Source organism: Brachybacterium sp. AOP24-D1-21, from assembly GCF_052378665.1.
Classification (GTDB): Bacteria; Actinomycetota; Actinomycetes; order Actinomycetales; family Dermabacteraceae; genus Brachybacterium.
The window spans coordinates 607982-623449 of record NZ_JBQSXX010000002.1; the positions used below are offsets into that span (position 1 = coordinate 607982).

A 15468-nucleotide genomic window follows, 5' to 3' on the forward strand; every position below is an offset into this window, starting at 1 on the left:
ACGCTCTAGACTGGCGGGCATGCGTATCGCCCGATTCACCACCGGTGAAGACCCCATGTACGGCATCGTCCAGGAGAAGGATGGCCGGGACATGGTCTATGGGATCACCGGTGACCCCCTGTATACAGAGATCCGACCCACCGGCACCGTCGTGCCGCTCGAGGACGTGCGCCTGCTGGCCCCCGTCATCCCTCGCTCGAAGGTGGTGTGCGTCGGCCGCAACTACGCGGCGCACGCCGCAGAGATGGGCAACGAGGTGCCGGAGCAGGCGCTCTACTTCCTCAAGCCCAACACCGCAGTCGTCGGCCCCGGCGATCCCGTGGTGCTGCCCTCCTACAGCCAGGAGGTGAGCCTCGAGGCCGAGCTCGCCGTGGTCATCAAGCGGATGGCCAAGAACCTCACCCCCGAGCAGGTCGCCGACCATGTGCTCGGATACACCTGCGCCAATGACCTCACCGCACGCGATGCGCAGCGGGAGGAGGATCAGTGGTTCCGGGCCAAGGCCTTCGACACCTCGTGCCCCATCGGGCCGTGGATCGAGACCGACCTGGATCCCGCAGCCGGTGCGGGGCTCGCCATCTCCAGCGCCGTCGACGGCGAGATCGCACAGCAGGGCAGTACTGCGGACATGGTCCGCTCCGTCGCTGAGCTGATCGCGGAGATCTCCTCCGTGGTCACCCTGCTGCCCGGCGATCTCGTCCTGACCGGTACACCCGCCGGTGTGCGGAGCGTCCCCGCCGGCGTCTCGGTCGACATCACCATCGAGGGCATCGGCACCTTGACCAATCCGATCGTGCGCCGTTGAGCAGCACGGCCTCGCCCCTCATCCTCGACAACTCCTCAGGAGCACCCCGCGTGACCACCGCCCCCGCCCCGACCTCGACCCCGACCGGCGCTGCCGACGAGGTCCGCGTCCGTTTCTGCCCCAGCCCCACGGGCACCCCTCATGTGGGGATGGTGCGCACCGCCCTGTTCAACTGGGCCCATGCCCGCCATCACGGCGGGAAGCTGATCTTCCGCATCGAGGACACCGACGCCGCGCGTGACAGCGAGGAGTCCTACCACCAGCTGCTCGACGCGATGCGCTGGCTCGGCATCGACTGGGACGAGGGCGTCGAGGTGGGCGGGCCGGACGGCCCCTATCGTCAGTCGCAGCGAGGAGAGATCTACCAGGACGTCATCGAGAAGCTGAAGGCGTCCGGACGCATCTATGAGTCCTTCTCCACCGCGGAGGAGATCGTGGAGCGCCACAAGGCGGCGGGCCGGGATCCGCAGCTGGGGTACGACGGCTACGACCGCGACCTCACCGACGAGCAGAAAGCTGGCTTCCGCGCGGAGGGTCGCGAGCCCACCTGGCGCCTGCGGATGCCCGCGGAGGACATCACCTTCACCGACATGGTGCGCGGCGAGATCACCTTCAAGGCCGGCACCACTCCCGACTTCGTGGTCGTGCGCGCCAACGGGAAGCCGCTCTACACGCTGGTCAACCCGATCGATGATGCGCTGATGCGGATCACCCATGTGCTGCGCGGCGAGGACATCCTCTCCTCCACTCCCCGCCAGATCGCGCTGTACCGGGCACTGATCGAGATCGGCGTCGCGGAGCGGATCCCCGAGTTCGGGCACCTGCCCTACGTGATGGGGGAGGGCAACAAGAAGCTCTCCAAGCGCGATCCGCAGGCGGATCTCTTCCTCTATCGGAAGCAGGGCTTCATCCCGGAGGGCATGGTGAACTACCTGTCCCTGCTGGGCTGGGGCTACAGCGCCGACGAGGACATCTTCAGCCGTGCGCAGCTGGTCGAGCGCTTCGACGCCTCCGCCGTGAACCCCAACCCGGCTCGCGTCGACCTCAAGAAGGCCACCGCCATCAATGCGGACCACATCCGTCTGCTGCCCGAGGCGGATCTCGCCGAGCGCCTGCTGCCGTACCTCCAGGCCGGCGGGGTGCTGGGCGAGGACGTGACCGAGCAGCAGCGCGCCCTGGTCGCCGCGGCCGTCCCGCTGGTCCAGACCCGGATGAACCTTCTCGGCGAGGCGCCGGAGCTGATGGGCTTCCTGTTCACCGCCGACGAGGACCTCGTGGTCCAGGACGATGCGCTGAAGAAGCTCGGCGATGACCCCGCAGCAGTGCTCGAGCGCGCGATCCGTGAGGTCGAGGCGATCGACGAGGGCGCCTTCACCGCTGAGGCACTCGAGCCCGCACTGCGCGGGGCGATCGTCGACGACATGGGGGTCAAGCCCCGCCTGGCCTTCGGGCCGCTGCGCAGCGCGATCTCCGGGCGCAGGATCTCTCCGCCCCTGTTCGAGTCGATGGAGCTGCTGGGCAAGCCCTCGAGCCTCGCCCGGCTGCGCTCGCTGCACAGCCGATTGACTGCAGAGGGCCGATTGGCTGCAGAGGGCTGAGTCCGGGGACGCTGTGGGGCAGGGTGCCGAGCCTCACAGCGTCCAGGGGCCTTCTCGCTTTGTGCTCCGCCCGAGAACCCGGTAGAGTCTTACCTCGGTACGGCATGCAGAACAGTTCGGAAATTCCACGGAAACCGCCGGGGAACAGGACGGAAATGACTGCAGAAAGTACTTCTCACCATGGGGTATGGTGTAATTGGCAACACAGCGGTTTCTGGTACCGTCGTTCTAGGTTCGAGTCCTGGTACCCCAGCGCTACGCGGCATTTCATTGCCGCATGGCCCGCGCCCCGTTCGTCTAGCGGCCTAGGACGCCGCCCTCTCACGGCGGTAACACCGGTTCAAATCCGGTACGGGGTACGACCGAGATTTTCGGATCTCGTTTCAGCCCCGTTCGTCTAGAGGCCTAGGACGCCGCCCTCTCACGGCGGTAACACCGGTTCAAATCCGGTACGGGGTACGAGCAGGAGTCGACACTTCACAGTGTCGGCTCCTTCGTCATTTCCGGACCTGCACCGGGCGGGCAGAGTATCGTCGTGACATGACGCACAGCACTGGTCCCCGAATCACGGTCGGCGTCTTCGATGCCGACGAGTCCGATCAGGCGGTCCGCTGGGCCGCCCTCCATGCCGCCGCAGTCGGCGGCACCGTCCATCTCGTCCACGCCTTCGTCTGGACCGAACTCGACGTCAACATCGACCCGATCTCGGGGATGGCAGGCTCCGGCTTCCGCAATGCCGCGCACAGCCTGATCCTCGATGCCACCCGGATCATCCGCGAAGAGCATCCGGATCTTCCCGTGACCTCGGAGATCGTCGACGGCAATGCGGTGCCGGTACTGGTCGGGGTCAGCAGGGAATCAGATCTGCTGGTGCTCGGAGGTCGCGGCATGGGGCGTCTGATGACCCTCATCGTCGGGTCCAAGAGCCTTGCGCTGGCGGCGCGCTCCTACTGCCCCGTGGTGGTGGTCCGCGGACGGGTCGACGGCACGGGGCCGATCGGCCTGGTGCATCACGAGATCGCGACGGAGGTGGTCACCCGGGCCGCGGACCTCGCAGAGGCCTACGGGCGGGACATCCACCTGGTCGTGCGCCCGGAGACCACCCCGGAACAGGCGCAGGAGATCCTCGCCGGCGTCGCCCAGCGGATCTCGTTGACGCATCCGGGAGTATTCGGGCGGGACGTGACGATCGCCGCGTCCGACAGCCCGAAGCAGCTGGTCCAGGCCAGCGAGGACGCCTGCCTGATGGTGGTCGCAGGGGAGCGTTCATCGGGTGCGGGAGGCAAGGTCGGCGCACCTCGTCAGCTGGTCAACGTGCTGCGCTTCGCCAACACCCCGGTCTGGATCGAGCGGGACTGACGCTGCGGGACGGGACTGACGCTGCGGGCGTGCGTGCTCAGGAGCCTGCGCGGCGCAGCAGCTCGGTGAGATGGTTCGCCGAGCTCATGACCGATGCCGCATGGAGGCGGCCCGGCTGACGGGTGATGCGCTCGATCGGTCCGGAGATGCTCAGGGCCGCGACCACGCGCCCGTTCGGACCGCGCACGGGGGAGGAGACGGATCCCACGCCGGGCTCGCGCTCGCCGATAGACTGCGCCCATCCGCGCCGCCGCACAGCGGAGAGCTGGGTCGCGGTGAACCGGGCGCCGAGCAGCCCACGATGCAGGCGGTCGGGCTCCTCCCAGGCCAGCAGGATCTGGGCGGCGGAACCTGCCCGCATGGTGAGCGCGGCGCCCAGCGGCACCGAGTCCCGCAGCCCGATCGGTCGCTCCGCCGCTGCCACGCAGATGCGGTGATCGCCCTGGCGACGGTAGAGCTGCGCGGATTCGCCGGTGTGGTCACGCAGCGCGGCCAGCACGGGACCGGCCGAGGCCAGCAGGCGGTCCTCCCCGGCGGCGGCGGCGAGCTCGCCCAGGCGCGGGCCCAGGACGAAGCGTCCCTGCATGTCGCGGGCGACGAGATGGTGGAACTCGAGCGCGACGGCGAGGCGGTGCGCGGTGGGCCGGGCGAGGCCCGTCGACTGCACGAGCTGGGCGAGGGTCGCGGGGCCGGCTTCGAGGGCGCCGAGGACGATCGCCGCCTTGTCCAGCACGCCGACGCCGCTGCCGTTCTCCTCTGAGGTCTTGTCCATGCTCCGATACTGCCGTCTTATTTGGTGAGACGCAAGTGCATCGCATCGTGGACCCGCCCACCATGGGACGAGCGCTCGCACCCCGAGTGCATCTCAGCATTCAGCAGCGCGCCCTCATCCGGGGCGCAGGGAAGGATCGATATGGCGGGGACCCTCGCGGAGAAGGTCTGGGCGGATCACGTGGTCCGTCGCGGAGAGAACGGCGAACCGGACCTGCTGTACATCGACCTCCAGCTCCTGCACGAGGTGACCAGCCCGCAGGCCTTCGACGGCCTCCGCCAGGAGGGCCGTGGCCCGCGCCGGATCGACCAGACGATCGCGACCGAGGATCACAACACCCCCACGATCGACATCGACAAGCCGATCGCGGACCTCACCTCGCGCACCCAGATCGATACGCTGCGCCGCAACGCCGAGGAGTTCGGCGTGCGCATCCACTCGCTCGGGGACGTCGACCAGGGGATCGTCCACGTGGTCGGCCCGCAGCTGGGCCTGACCATGCCCGGCATCACCGTGGTGTGCGGCGACTCCCACACCTCGACGCACGGCGCCTTCGGGGCTCTGGCCTTCGGGATCGGCACCAGCGAGGTCGAGCACGTGCTCGCCACCCAGACGCTGCCGCTGACCCCCTTCAAGACCATGGCGATCACCGTGAACGGCGCACTGAAGCCGGGCGTGACCGCGAAGGACATCATCCTCGCGGTCATCGCGAAGATCGGCACCGGCGGCGGCGCGGGCTACGTGCTCGAGTACCGCGGCGAGGCGATCCGTCAGCTCTCCATGGAGGGCCGCATGACCGTCTGCAACATGTCCATCGAGGCGGGAGCGCGTGCGGGCATGATCGCCCCCGACGAGACCACCTTCGAGTACGTCCAGGGTCGTCCCCACGCGCCGCGGGGGAAGGACTGGGACGAGGCCGTCGCCTATTGGAAGACGCTGCGGAGCGACGATGACGCCACCTTCGACACCGAGGTGTTCATCGACGCGGACACGCTCGAGCCCTTCGTCACCTGGGGCACGAACCCGGGCCAGGGCCTGCCCCTGTCCGCCTCGGTCCCCGCGCCCGAGGACTTCACCGACGACAGTGCCCGCAACGCCGCCGAGCGCGCGTTGGAGTACATGGACCTGGTCCCCGGCACCCCGCTGAAGGACATCAAGGTCGACACCGTCTTCATGGGCTCGTGCACCAACGGCCGCATCGAGGACCTGCGGGCGTTCGCCTCGGTGCTCGAGGGCCGGAGCAAGCACCCCGATGTGCGGGTGCTGGTCGTCCCCGGCTCGGCCCGGGTGCGCCTGCAGGCCGAGAAGGAGGGGCTGGACCGCATCTTCCTGGACTTCGGTGCTGAATGGCGCCAGGCCGGCTGCTCGATGTGCCTGGGCATGAATCCGGACCAGCTGGCACCGGGCGAGCGCGCCGCCTCCACCTCGAACCGCAACTTCGAGGGCCGCCAGGGCAAGGGTGGCCGCACCCACCTGGTCTCCCCGGTGGTGGCTGCCGCCACCGCCGTGCGCGGCACCCTGTCCTCGCCGTCGGACCTCGGTGCGGACTCCGCGCCCTCCGACCTCCAGCCCGTCGCCTGACCAGGAGCATCTCCATGGAAGCCTTCACGACCCACACCGGCATCGGTGTCCCGCTGCGTCGCAGCAACGTCGACACCGACCAGATCATCCCCGCCGTCTACCTCAAGCGCGTCACCAAGACCGGCTTCGACGACGGACTGTTCAACGCCTGGCGCACCAACGACCCCGAGTTCGTGCTGAACCAGCCCGCCTACGCGAAGGGCTCGGTGCTGGTGGCCGGCCCCGACTTCGGCACCGGCTCCTCCCGCGAGCATGCGGTCTGGGCGCTGCGCGACTACGGTTTCAAAGCCGTGCTGTCCACCCGCTTCGCGGAGATCTTCCGCGGCAACGCCGGCAAGCAGGGCCTGGTCGCCGGGATCCTGTCGCAGGACGATCTCGAGCAGTTGTGGAAGATCCTCGAGGAGAACCCCGGCACCGAGGTGACCGTGGACCTGGAGAACCGTCAGGCCCACGCCGGGGACAGCACCTTCCGCTTCGAGGTCGACGACTACACCCGCTGGCGCCTCATGGAGGGCCTGGACGACATCGGCCTGACCATGCGCCACGAGCAGGACATCACCGACTTCGAGGCGACGCGCCCGTCCTGGATGCCGAAGACCCTGCCGGCCCGCACCGCCGACTCGGACTGAGAGCCTCTGTCTGACCACCTCTCGGGCCGGGAGCCGGGTTCCGGCTCCCGCCGAGGTCCCTCCGGTATGGTGACCCGGTCAGAGAGCGGCGTCCACGGGCGTCCGACCGTCAAGGCAAGGACACCATGAGTTCGACATTCCATGTGCGCGGAGGACGGCCCCTCGACGGTGAGATCACTGTGCGCGGGGCGAAGAACCTGGTCTCGAAGGCGATGGTCGCGGCGCTGCTGGGGGAGGAGCCGAGCATCCTGCGCTCGGTTCCCGACATCTCCGACGTGCGGATCGTCTCGAACCTGCTCTCGATCCACGGCGTCAAGATCGAGCACGACGTCGCCGAGGGCACGCTGCGGCTGGATCCCTCGAACGTCGAGCAAGCGCACGTCGCCGATATCGACGCCCATGCGGGCAGCTCGCGGATCCCGATCCTGTTCTGCGGCCCGCTGCTGCATCGGCTCGGCGAGGCGATCATCCCCGATCTCGGCGGCTGCCGGATCGGTGACCGCCCCATCAACTACCACCTCGATGTGCTGCGCAGCTTCGGCGCGGTCGTGGACAAGCGCGAGATGGGCATCTACATCACCGCGCCGAACGGGCTCACCGGCACGAAGATCCATCTCGAGTATCCGAGCGTCGGCGCGACCGAGCAGGTCCTGCTGACAGCGGTCCGCGCCAGGGGCATCACGGAGCTCACGAACGCCGCGGTCGAGCCCGAGATCGAGGACCTGATCGCGGTGCTGCAGAAGATGGGTGCCCTGATCTCCCTGCAGACCGACCGCACCATCACGATCGAGGGCGTCGACCGTCTGGGCGGATACCAGCACACGGCACTGACCGACCGCATCGAGGCGGGCTCGTGGGCCTGCGCGGCACTGGTCACCAAGGGGTCCGTCTTCGTGCGCGGCGCCCAGCAGAAGCCGATGGCGACCTTCCTGAACATCTTCCGCAAGATCGGCGGCGGGATGGAGATCCGCGAGGACGGGATCCGCTTCTTCCATCCCGGCACCCCGCTCAAGGCGATCGCCCTGGAGACCGATGTCCATCCCGGCTTCATGACCGACTGGCAGCAGCCGCTGGTGGTCGCCCTCACCCAGGCCGACGGCATCTCGATCCTCCACGAGACGGTGTACGAGAACCGTCTGGGGTTCACCTCCGCGCTGAACGACATGGGAGCCCGCATCCAGGTCTACCGCGAATGCCTGGGCGGGTCGAGCTGCCGCTTCGGCCGCTCCAACTACAACCACTCCGCAGTGGTCTCCGGCCCCAACTCGCTGCACGGCGCGGACATCACCGTCCCCGATCTGCGCGGCGGCTTCTCGTACCTGATCGCGGCGCTGGGTGCCGAAGGGGTCTCGACCATCCGCGGCATCGACCTCATCGACCGCGGGTACGAATCCTTCCGCGACAAGCTCGGAGCCCTCGGCGGCGAATTCTGGGAGGAGGGCTGATGGCGGCGGAGGAGCTGCCTGCCAGCCAGATCACCGGCCCGGTGGCCGGAGCGGCAGGCTCCCTCGCACTGCGGGACATCCCGATCCCCGACTACTGCGATGTCGTGATCGTGCCCACCGCCGGGGTCGATGAGCCGGACCCCCGGGTCTGGGCGGACGCGATCTTCTCCCACGAGAACACCCCGCTGACCTCCCGAGGCCTGCGGGCACTGCGCGACGAGGCCATCCGGCTGTTCGACATGGTCCCGCCGCCGCAGAAGGAGTTCGTCGCGGACGAGGTGCTCGGCTCCGAGGCGCTGATCATCGACGACGACGAGAAGCTGACCGTGCGGATCGGGGTCGCACTGCTCCCCGGCGGCGAGCTGCTGCAGGTCACCACCGCGGTGAAGTTCCGATCAGTGCGTGGCCGCCTGGCCTTCGCGCCCCGTCGGCTGATGCACGCCGCTGCGGTCAACACCCTGGCGCGGCGGGCTCCCACCACCCTGCGCCGACGCGCGCTGGCGGGCAACCCCGCAGCCGCCTCGCTGACCGGACAGGTCTCGCGGAAGGCTCTGGGCCGAGGCCCCTCGGCAGCACGATGACGTCCCTGCTGCGCAGCTGGGACATCGGCACCGCCCGGAGGCCCGAGCGACAGGCAGGACTCGTGATCGGCCTCGCGCAGCTCCCGCTGCGCCCCCTGATCGCCCTGCTGTCCCGCCCACGCTGGCAGGGAGTCGAGCGCCTGCCCCAGGAAGCGGGAGCGGTGATCGCCTGCGGGAACCATCTGAGCGCCTTCGACGCCTTCGGCTACGGGCATCTTCTCCAGGCCCACGGGATCGCTCCGCGCTTCCTAGCCAAGGAGACCCTGTTCCGGGTCCCGGTGCTCGGCGCCCTGCTGCGCGCCGCGCGCCAGATCCCGGTGCGGCGCGGCACCTCTCGCAGCAGCGATGCCCTGGCCGATGCCCGCGCCGCCCTCGCGCGCGGCGAGCTGATCATGCTCTTCCCCGAGGGCACGTACACCCGCGACCGCGAGCTGTGGCCGATGCGGGGCCGGGTCGGTGCCGCGCGGCTGGCCCTGGACACCGGGGCCCCGCTGCTGCCGATCGCGACCTGGGGCGGGCGGGCCTTGTGGCCCGTCGGCTCCCCGCTGCCGCGACCGAGACCCGGCCGTCATGTGCAGATGCTGGTCGGAGAGCCCTTCACGGTGTCGCAGCTGGATGGCGAGACCACCCAGCAGGCCGCCCTGCGCGTCACCGAGGAGCTGATGATGAAGATCGCGGAGCTGCTGGGACAGCTGCGTGGTCAGCAGCCCCCACAGGAGCTGCACGACGGCCGCACGGATGCCCATCGTCCTGAGGTAGGCAGGCCCCAGCACGGATTTCGAGCCTGGAAGCAGATCACATGACATCGACCACCCGTCTCGCCGTGCTCGGCGCCGGAAGCTGGGGCACCACCTTCGCCCAGGTGCTCGCCGACGGCGGCGCCGAGGTCACGCTGTGGGCCCGCCGTGAGGAGGTCGCCCGCGAGATCCGCGAACAGCATCGCAACAGCACCTACCTCCGCGAGCATCGACTTCCCGAGTCGATCCACAGCACCTCTCGCCTCGAGGAGGCGCTCGAGGGAGTCCACGGGCTGGTGGTCGCGATCCCCGCCCAGTCGATGCGGGCCACCCTCGCCCCGTGGCCAGAGCTGCCAGAGGTGCCGGTGCTGTCGCTGACCAAGGGCATCGAGCGCGGTACTGATGCTCGCATCAGCCAGATCATCGCCGAGGCCGGGGGAGTCGACCCGGAGCGCATCGGGGTGCTCTCGGGTCCGAACCTCTCGGCGGAGATCGCCGAGCGCCGCCCCTGCGCGTCGGTCGTCGCCGCCCCCTCCCAGGCGCTCGCGGACGTCCTGGCCGCCTGGAGCGAGGCGCCGTACCTCCGCGCCTACACTTCCACCGACGTCATCGGCGTGGAGATCGCCGGAGCGGTGAAGAACGTGATCGCGATCGCGGTCGGTGCGGCGGTCGGGCTCGGCCACGGTCACAACACCACCGCCTCCCTGATCACCCGCGGGCTCGCAGAGATCACCCGGCTCGGCGTCGCCCTCGGCGGTCGGCGAGAGACCTTCTCCGGCCTCGCCGGGATGGGGGACCTGGTGGCCACCTGCTCGTCGCCGCTGAGCCGCAACCACCGCCTGGGCCTCGCTCTCGGCCGCGGCCTCGACGTCGCTGCGGCCGCCGCCGAGGTCGGGCAGACCGCCGAGGGGGTCGCCACCGCTCGCGCCGTCGCCGAGCTCGCCGCCCGCCTCGACGTGGACATGCCCATCACCCGCGCCGTGGTCGCGGTCGTGGATCACGGCGCCCGTATGGAAGAGGTCACCACGGCACTGCTGGCACGCTCGGTGCGCCCGGAGTGACCAACAGTGAATATCCTTGGCCCATGAGAACCACCGTCGCCCTCCTGTTCGGCGGCCGCAGCGGGGAGCACGGCATCTCGTGCGTGACCGCCGGCGGCATCCTGGCCGCGATCGATCGCGAGCGCTTCGCCGTGATCGCCATCGGCATCACGCGCGAAGGCCGCTGGATCCATGTCTCCGACGACCCGAGCGACTGGACCCTGGTCGACGGACGCGCCCCCGAGGTCGACGCCTCCGGGCACGAGGTGCTGCTTCCCAGCACCCGCCACCGCCCGGGGGAGCCGATCACCCTGCGCACCCTCCGCGACGGCACGGTCCACGAGCTTGCGGACATCGATGTCGTGTGGCCGCTCCTGCACGGGGCCTACGGCGAGGACGGCACCGTCCAGGGCATGCTCGAGATGCTGGACATCCCCTACGTGGGCAGCGGGGTGCTCGCCTCCGCCGCCGCGATGGACAAGGCCGCGACGAAGCTCGTGCTGCGTGCCGTCGGCCTCGAATGCGCCCCTGGGATCGTCGTCCACGAGGACCGCTGGGCCAGCGAATCGCACCGCGTCCTCACCTATCTGCGCAAGAACCACCCGCTGCCCTGGTTCGTCAAGCCCGCCCGTGCCGGCTCGAGCCTGGGCGTCACCAAGGTGACCGATCCCGCCGAGCTCGAGATCGCGATCAAGACCGCCTTCGCCGAGGACCCCAAGGTGCTGGTGGAGGAGGGGCTCGACGCCCGCGAGGTCGAGTGCGGTGTGCTGCAGGGCCGCGACGGCGGAGAGCCCAGCACCACGCTGCCCGGGGAGGTGAAGGTCGGCGACGACCTCGAGTTCTACGACTACGAGGCGAAGTACTTCGGCAAGGGCACCGTGAGCATCGACGTGCCCGCCGGCCTGCCCGATGACATGCTCGAGGAGGCTCGCGAGATCGCCTCCCGCGCCTTCACGGCGCTGGGCCTGGAGGGGCTGGCGCGCGTGGACATGTTCGTCACCCGCGACCGTCGGGTGCTGATCAACGAGGTCAACACGATGCCGGGCTTCACCCCGTACTCGATGTTCCCGGTGCTCTGGGAGCACATGGGGCTGAGCTATGCGGACCTCATCGCCGAGCTGATCGAGCAGGCGCGGAAGCGCCGCCTGGGACCCCGCTGAGCACTGAGCTCTGAGCCCTGACCGCTGGGCGCTACTGCGCGGGCTGGTCGCCCGGGCCGATGCAGAAGTCCGTCGCCTCGATGTTCCGGCTGATCACCTGGGAGAGGGCCAGAGCGGCGCCCGACGGCTGATCCGGCGCGGCCGACCTCGGCACCGAGACGTCGACCGCAGGCTCCCGGCCGTAGGTCGTGTACAGGAACACCTCGTCCTCGAGCTCGCGGACGATCCAGTCCACCTCCACCCCGTCGCCATCGGCGAGGGTGGTGCAGAGGTCGGTGGTGGGACCGGGCGGAGTCACGCCGCAGCGCATCACGATCGTGTCCTCGCCGCTGCCCCAGGCGACGGTGCCCTGGCTCGAGGTCTCCGCGCGCTCCATGCCCAGCACCTCGGGCGGGGCGCCGAGCACGATGTCGGCGCAGACCGGGTTCGCGGCATCGGCCCCCGCGGGCACTGTGACGGTGCCGCAGGAGACCAGGCCCAGGGCCATCAGGCCGGCGGCGGGAAGGGCGAGCAGGCGGGATCGGAGCACTCGGAGAGCCTACCGGTCGGGCACACTGGGAGCATGGCAGGCGACACCCCCCACGAGGACACTCCACATGACGGAGCCCCCCGCAGCACTCCCCACAGCACCCCCCGCGGCGAGGCCGCGCTCCTGGCCCGCATGCTCCCGCACCTGAGCCACGGCGCCGAGGTGCAGGTGGGGCCCGGAGATGATGCCGCAGTGGTGCACCTGCCCTCCCCGCGCCTGGTGGTCACCACCGACTCCCTGGTCGAGGGGCATGATTTCCTGACGCACGCCACCACCGCCCGATGGATCGGGCACAAGGCGGCAGTCCAGAACCTTGCCGATGTCGCCGCCATGGGTGCTCGGCCACTGGCCCTCGTGGTCGCGATCTCCGCCCCTGCCGACACTCCGGGGGCGGTCTTCGAGGACCTCACGATCGGCCTGGCGGCACGCGCGGAGGCAGAGGGGGCGAGCATCGTCGGCGGCGACCTGGGACGCGCCGATCAGCTGGTCCTCACGGTCACCGCGATGGGCTCGCTGCCCGAGACGCAGCCGGCCATCTGCCGCACCGGTTCCCGCGCGGGGGATGTCCTCGCGATCGGGTCTCCCCGTCTGGGCCGCTCGGCCGCCGGCCTCGCCCTGGTGCTGGGGCGGCGGGCGCTGGTCCATGCCCCGGACGGCACCCACCCCACGATCATGCTCAGGGACATCGCCGACCCGTCGGCGGCAGAGCTGGTGCGCTGGCATGACGCCCCGGACCCGGATCTCTCGCTGGGCTGGACCGGCGGCCGCACGGCCCACGCCATGATGGATCTGTCCGACGGGCTGGTCCGCGACGGAGGCAGGCTGGCCCGGGCCGCCGACGTCACGCTCGACCTCGACCGCAACGCGCTGGCCCCTGACGTCGCGCAGCTCGCAAGCCTCGCCGCGGAGCTCGGTGCCGACCCCTGGAGCTGGGTGCTCCACGGCGGGGAGGAGCATGCGATGCTCGCCGCTTTCGCCCCGGGGGAGGTGCCGGAGGGGTTCCGCCCGATCGGCAGGATCCTGCCCGCCGGGCCGCAAGGTCCCACAGTGCTGCTGGACGGCGTGCCCATCCAGGGCGAGGGCTTCGATCACTTCGCCTGAGCGCGGTTAGGCTGGTCGGCGGCGCTCTCCGCGCCAAGAACACGACCCGCCGGAGGAATTTCCATGCCGATCACCGTCAAGGCCCTGCAGAAGACCGGCCCCGACCAGCCGTTCCGCGTCACCACCATCGAGCGCCGGGACCCGCGCGCTGATGACGTGGTCATCGCCATCGAGGCTGCCGGGATCTGCCACAGCGACATCCACACGATCCGCAACGAATGGGGCGAGGCGAGCTTCCCGCTCACCGTCGGTCACGAGATCGCGGGCGTCGTCTCCGCGGTCGGCGAGTCTGTCACCGACTGGAAGGTCGGGGACCGCGTGGGTGTGGGCTGCATGGTGAACTCCTGCGGGAACTGCGAGGAGTGCCGCGCCGGCCAGGAGCAGAACTGCCTGGAGGGCAACGTCGGCACCTACAACGCGAAGGACGTCGACGGCACCGTCACCCAGGGCGGCTATGCCGAGAAGGTCGTGGTCAACGAGCGCTTCGTGTGCCGGATCCCTGACGAGCTCTCCTTCGCCGCCGCCGCTCCGCTGCTCTGCGCCGGCATCACCACCTACGCCCCGCTGCGCCGCTGGGGCGCCGGGGAGCAGGTCGACGGCCGCGCCAAGCGCGTCGCGGTGCTGGGCCTCGGCGGGCTCGGACACATGGGCGTGCAGCTCGCGGCAGCGATGGGCGCCGAGGTCACCGTGCTCTCCCGCTCCCTGAAGAAGGAGCAGGATGCCCTCGAGCTCGGCGCGCAGCGGGTCCTCGCCACCACCGACGAGAACTTCTTCAGCGACCACCGCGGCGAGTTCGACCTGATCCTGAACACCATCAGCGCCGACATCCCCGTGGACAAGTACCTGCGCCTGCTCACGCCGCGCGGCGTGATGGCGGTCGTGGGCCTCCCGCCGGCGAAGCAGCCCGTCGGCTTCGGCTCACTGATCGGCGGCAACAAGGTGCTCGCCGGCTCCAACATCGGCGGCATCGCCGAGACCCAGGAGATGCTCGACTTCTGCGCCGAGCACGGCCTCGCCGCGAAGATCGAGGTCATCGGGGTCGGGGAGGCGGACGCCGCCTACGACCGCGTGGTCGCCGGCGATGTGCACTTCCGTGCCGTGATCGACACCTCCACCTTCGCGGACGCCGCAGCGGAGTGAACGACGGGGGCGAGGCCGGCGTGGCGCGACGATTCCGTCCCGCCACGCCGGCCGACGTCGACCGCGACGGGAACCGTTTCGAGTGGCTGAAGCCGGATGGCTGGCGCGAGGGCTTCCGTGCGCTCGTGCTCGACGTCGACGACCCCATCTCCGGGGAGTCGCGCGTGATCGGGGTGGGCCGTATCGGCCGCAACGTCGTCCATCCCGACCGCGATCTGGTCGAGCTCGAGATCGAGGAGGGGTACCGCCGCCTTGGCCACGGAACAGCGCTTCTCCACGAACTCGGCAGTTACAGTGATAATCCATTGTCCAGCAAGGTGGTGCCCGGCTCGGAGCGTGACGGCTTCCTGCGCGCGCAGGGGGCGGTGGCCTACCTCGAGGTCCCGTTGCTGAGAGTCGATGTCTCAGCGGATCGCACCGCCCGCTGGTGCGCCGCGGTCAGCGCGTCCCACGACGGCACCGCTCGCGCCGTCCCCTGGACCGAGCTCCCGCGCGAGCAGCTCGTCGACGCCCTCACCGACCGCTACACCTGGCAGCACGCCAGCTGGTCGCCCACCGCCTCCCGTGAGGTGCTCCGTCCCGAGGTGGGGGAGGAGTTCTATGAGGAGTCCGTGCACGAGCACTCCTGGGCTGTGATCCGCGGCGGCGAGATCACGGCGCTGGCCGACCTCTACCGCGCGGACGAGGGCGAGGACGAAGACGAGGGCAGGGACGAGGACGAGGGCGCGAGAGTCGGCCGGCACCGAGAAGGAGCCCTCGAGGCGATCGATGCGTCGGCCCCGACGGCCCGTGCCGATGTCGCCCTCTGCCTCGCCGCTCTGCTCGAGGGCCTGCGGGAGCTGGGCACGGAGACCGTCGACTTCGACAACCATCCCACCGACCCGCACGCCGCCCCGCTGCTGGCCACCCTGCGGCGCACCGAGGTGGATCCGGTGCACCTTGTCGAGATCCCGAACGGCCTCACCGCGCTGCTGCGCGACGTGCCCTGATC

15 protein-coding genes and 3 tRNA genes are annotated in these 15468 nt (G+C 70.0%); 16 read left to right on the forward strand and 2 right to left on the reverse strand.

Going from position 1 to position 15468, the window contains the following annotated elements; genetic code table 11:
- Positions 1–19 precede the first annotated feature (19 nt).
- From ACT3UF_RS17415 to ACT3UF_RS17440, 6 genes are all read left to right on the forward strand, one after another.
- Positions 20–805: a fumarylacetoacetate hydrolase family protein gene (locus tag ACT3UF_RS17415; RefSeq protein WP_441445970.1), complete on the forward strand. Its 786-nt coding sequence runs from the start codon at positions 20–22 to the stop codon at positions 803–805.
- Between the two features lie 50 nt (positions 806–855).
- On the forward strand, positions 856–2403 hold the full coding sequence (gene gltX / locus ACT3UF_RS17420; RefSeq protein ID WP_444592512.1) for a glutamate--tRNA ligase: 1548 nt from the start codon (positions 856–858) through the stop codon (positions 2401–2403).
- A gap of 181 nt (positions 2404–2584) precedes the next feature.
- Positions 2585–2656, forward strand: a tRNA-Gln gene (locus tag ACT3UF_RS17425).
- A 33-nt stretch (positions 2657–2689) separates the two neighbouring features.
- Positions 2690–2762: transfer RNA gene (locus tag ACT3UF_RS17430), tRNA-Glu, on the forward strand.
- Between the two features lie 27 nt (positions 2763–2789).
- A tRNA-Glu gene (locus ACT3UF_RS17435) sits at positions 2790–2862 on the forward strand.
- 81 nt (positions 2863–2943) lie between these two features.
- A complete protein-coding gene (locus tag ACT3UF_RS17440; protein WP_444592511.1) occupies positions 2944–3762 on the forward strand; it encodes a universal stress protein in 819 nt (272 codons plus the stop codon).
- A 37-nt stretch (positions 3763–3799) separates the two neighbouring features.
- On the opposite strand, the gene ACT3UF_RS17445 is transcribed toward ACT3UF_RS17440, so the two are convergent.
- Positions 3800–4534 (reverse strand): IclR family transcriptional regulator, encoded by a 735-nt coding sequence (locus ACT3UF_RS17445; RefSeq protein ID WP_444592510.1) that lies wholly within the window; start codon positions 4532–4534, stop codon positions 3800–3802.
- Between the two features lie 141 nt (positions 4535–4675).
- Here ACT3UF_RS17445 and leuC point away from each other — a divergent pair, with 141 nt between their 5' ends.
- From leuC to ACT3UF_RS17480, 7 genes are all read left to right on the forward strand, one after another.
- Positions 4676–6115, forward strand: coding sequence for a 3-isopropylmalate dehydratase large subunit (gene leuC / locus ACT3UF_RS17450; RefSeq protein WP_441445518.1), 1440 nt, complete (start codon positions 4676–4678; stop codon positions 6113–6115).
- A 14-nt stretch (positions 6116–6129) separates the two neighbouring features.
- Positions 6130–6744 (forward strand): 3-isopropylmalate dehydratase small subunit, encoded by a 615-nt coding sequence (gene leuD, locus ACT3UF_RS17455; protein ID WP_441445517.1) that lies wholly within the window; start codon positions 6130–6132, stop codon positions 6742–6744.
- Between the two features lie 125 nt (positions 6745–6869).
- Complete coding sequence (gene murA, locus ACT3UF_RS17460) at positions 6870–8189, forward strand: UDP-N-acetylglucosamine 1-carboxyvinyltransferase (RefSeq protein ID WP_441445516.1); 1320 nt, start codon at positions 6870–6872, stop codon at positions 8187–8189.
- Complete coding sequence (locus tag ACT3UF_RS17465) at positions 8189–8770, forward strand: hypothetical protein (protein WP_441445515.1); 582 nt, start codon at positions 8189–8191, stop codon at positions 8768–8770. Before murA ends, ACT3UF_RS17465 begins: the two co-directional genes overlap by 1 nt.
- Positions 8767–9573, forward strand: a complete 807-nt coding sequence (locus ACT3UF_RS17470; protein WP_442332107.1) for a lysophospholipid acyltransferase family protein — start codon at positions 8767–8769, stop codon at positions 9571–9573. The genes ACT3UF_RS17465 and ACT3UF_RS17470 overlap by 4 nt, the downstream gene beginning before the upstream one ends.
- Positions 9570–10568, forward strand: a complete 999-nt coding sequence (locus tag ACT3UF_RS17475) for an NAD(P)H-dependent glycerol-3-phosphate dehydrogenase (protein ID WP_441445513.1) — start codon at positions 9570–9572, stop codon at positions 10566–10568. Before ACT3UF_RS17470 ends, ACT3UF_RS17475 begins: the two co-directional genes overlap by 4 nt.
- A gap of 23 nt (positions 10569–10591) precedes the next feature.
- Complete coding sequence (locus tag ACT3UF_RS17480; protein WP_441445512.1) at positions 10592–11707, forward strand: D-alanine--D-alanine ligase family protein; 1116 nt, start codon at positions 10592–10594, stop codon at positions 11705–11707.
- Between the two features lie 31 nt (positions 11708–11738).
- Here ACT3UF_RS17480 and ACT3UF_RS17485 read toward each other — a convergent pair whose 3' ends face one another.
- Complete coding sequence (locus ACT3UF_RS17485) at positions 11739–12236, reverse strand: DUF3515 family protein (protein WP_444592509.1); 498 nt, start codon at positions 12234–12236, stop codon at positions 11739–11741.
- A 33-nt stretch (positions 12237–12269) separates the two neighbouring features.
- Between ACT3UF_RS17485 and thiL the strand changes: the two genes are divergently transcribed.
- The 3 genes from thiL to ACT3UF_RS17500 all read left to right on the forward strand — a co-directional run bounded on the left by thiL (position 12270) and on the right by ACT3UF_RS17500 (position 15466).
- The gene (gene thiL, locus ACT3UF_RS17490) at positions 12270–13337 is read left to right on the forward strand and encodes a thiamine-phosphate kinase (RefSeq protein WP_442332105.1); all 1068 of its coding nucleotides are present in this window, start codon (positions 12270–12272) and stop codon (positions 13335–13337) included.
- A gap of 63 nt (positions 13338–13400) precedes the next feature.
- On the forward strand, positions 13401–14477 hold the full coding sequence (locus ACT3UF_RS17495; protein ID WP_442332104.1) for an NAD(P)-dependent alcohol dehydrogenase: 1077 nt from the start codon (positions 13401–13403) through the stop codon (positions 14475–14477).
- Positions 14474–15466 (forward strand): GNAT family N-acetyltransferase, encoded by a 993-nt coding sequence (locus tag ACT3UF_RS17500; protein WP_444608450.1) that lies wholly within the window; start codon positions 14474–14476, stop codon positions 15464–15466. The genes ACT3UF_RS17495 and ACT3UF_RS17500 overlap by 4 nt, the downstream gene beginning before the upstream one ends.
- Positions 15467–15468: the final 2 nt, after the last annotated feature.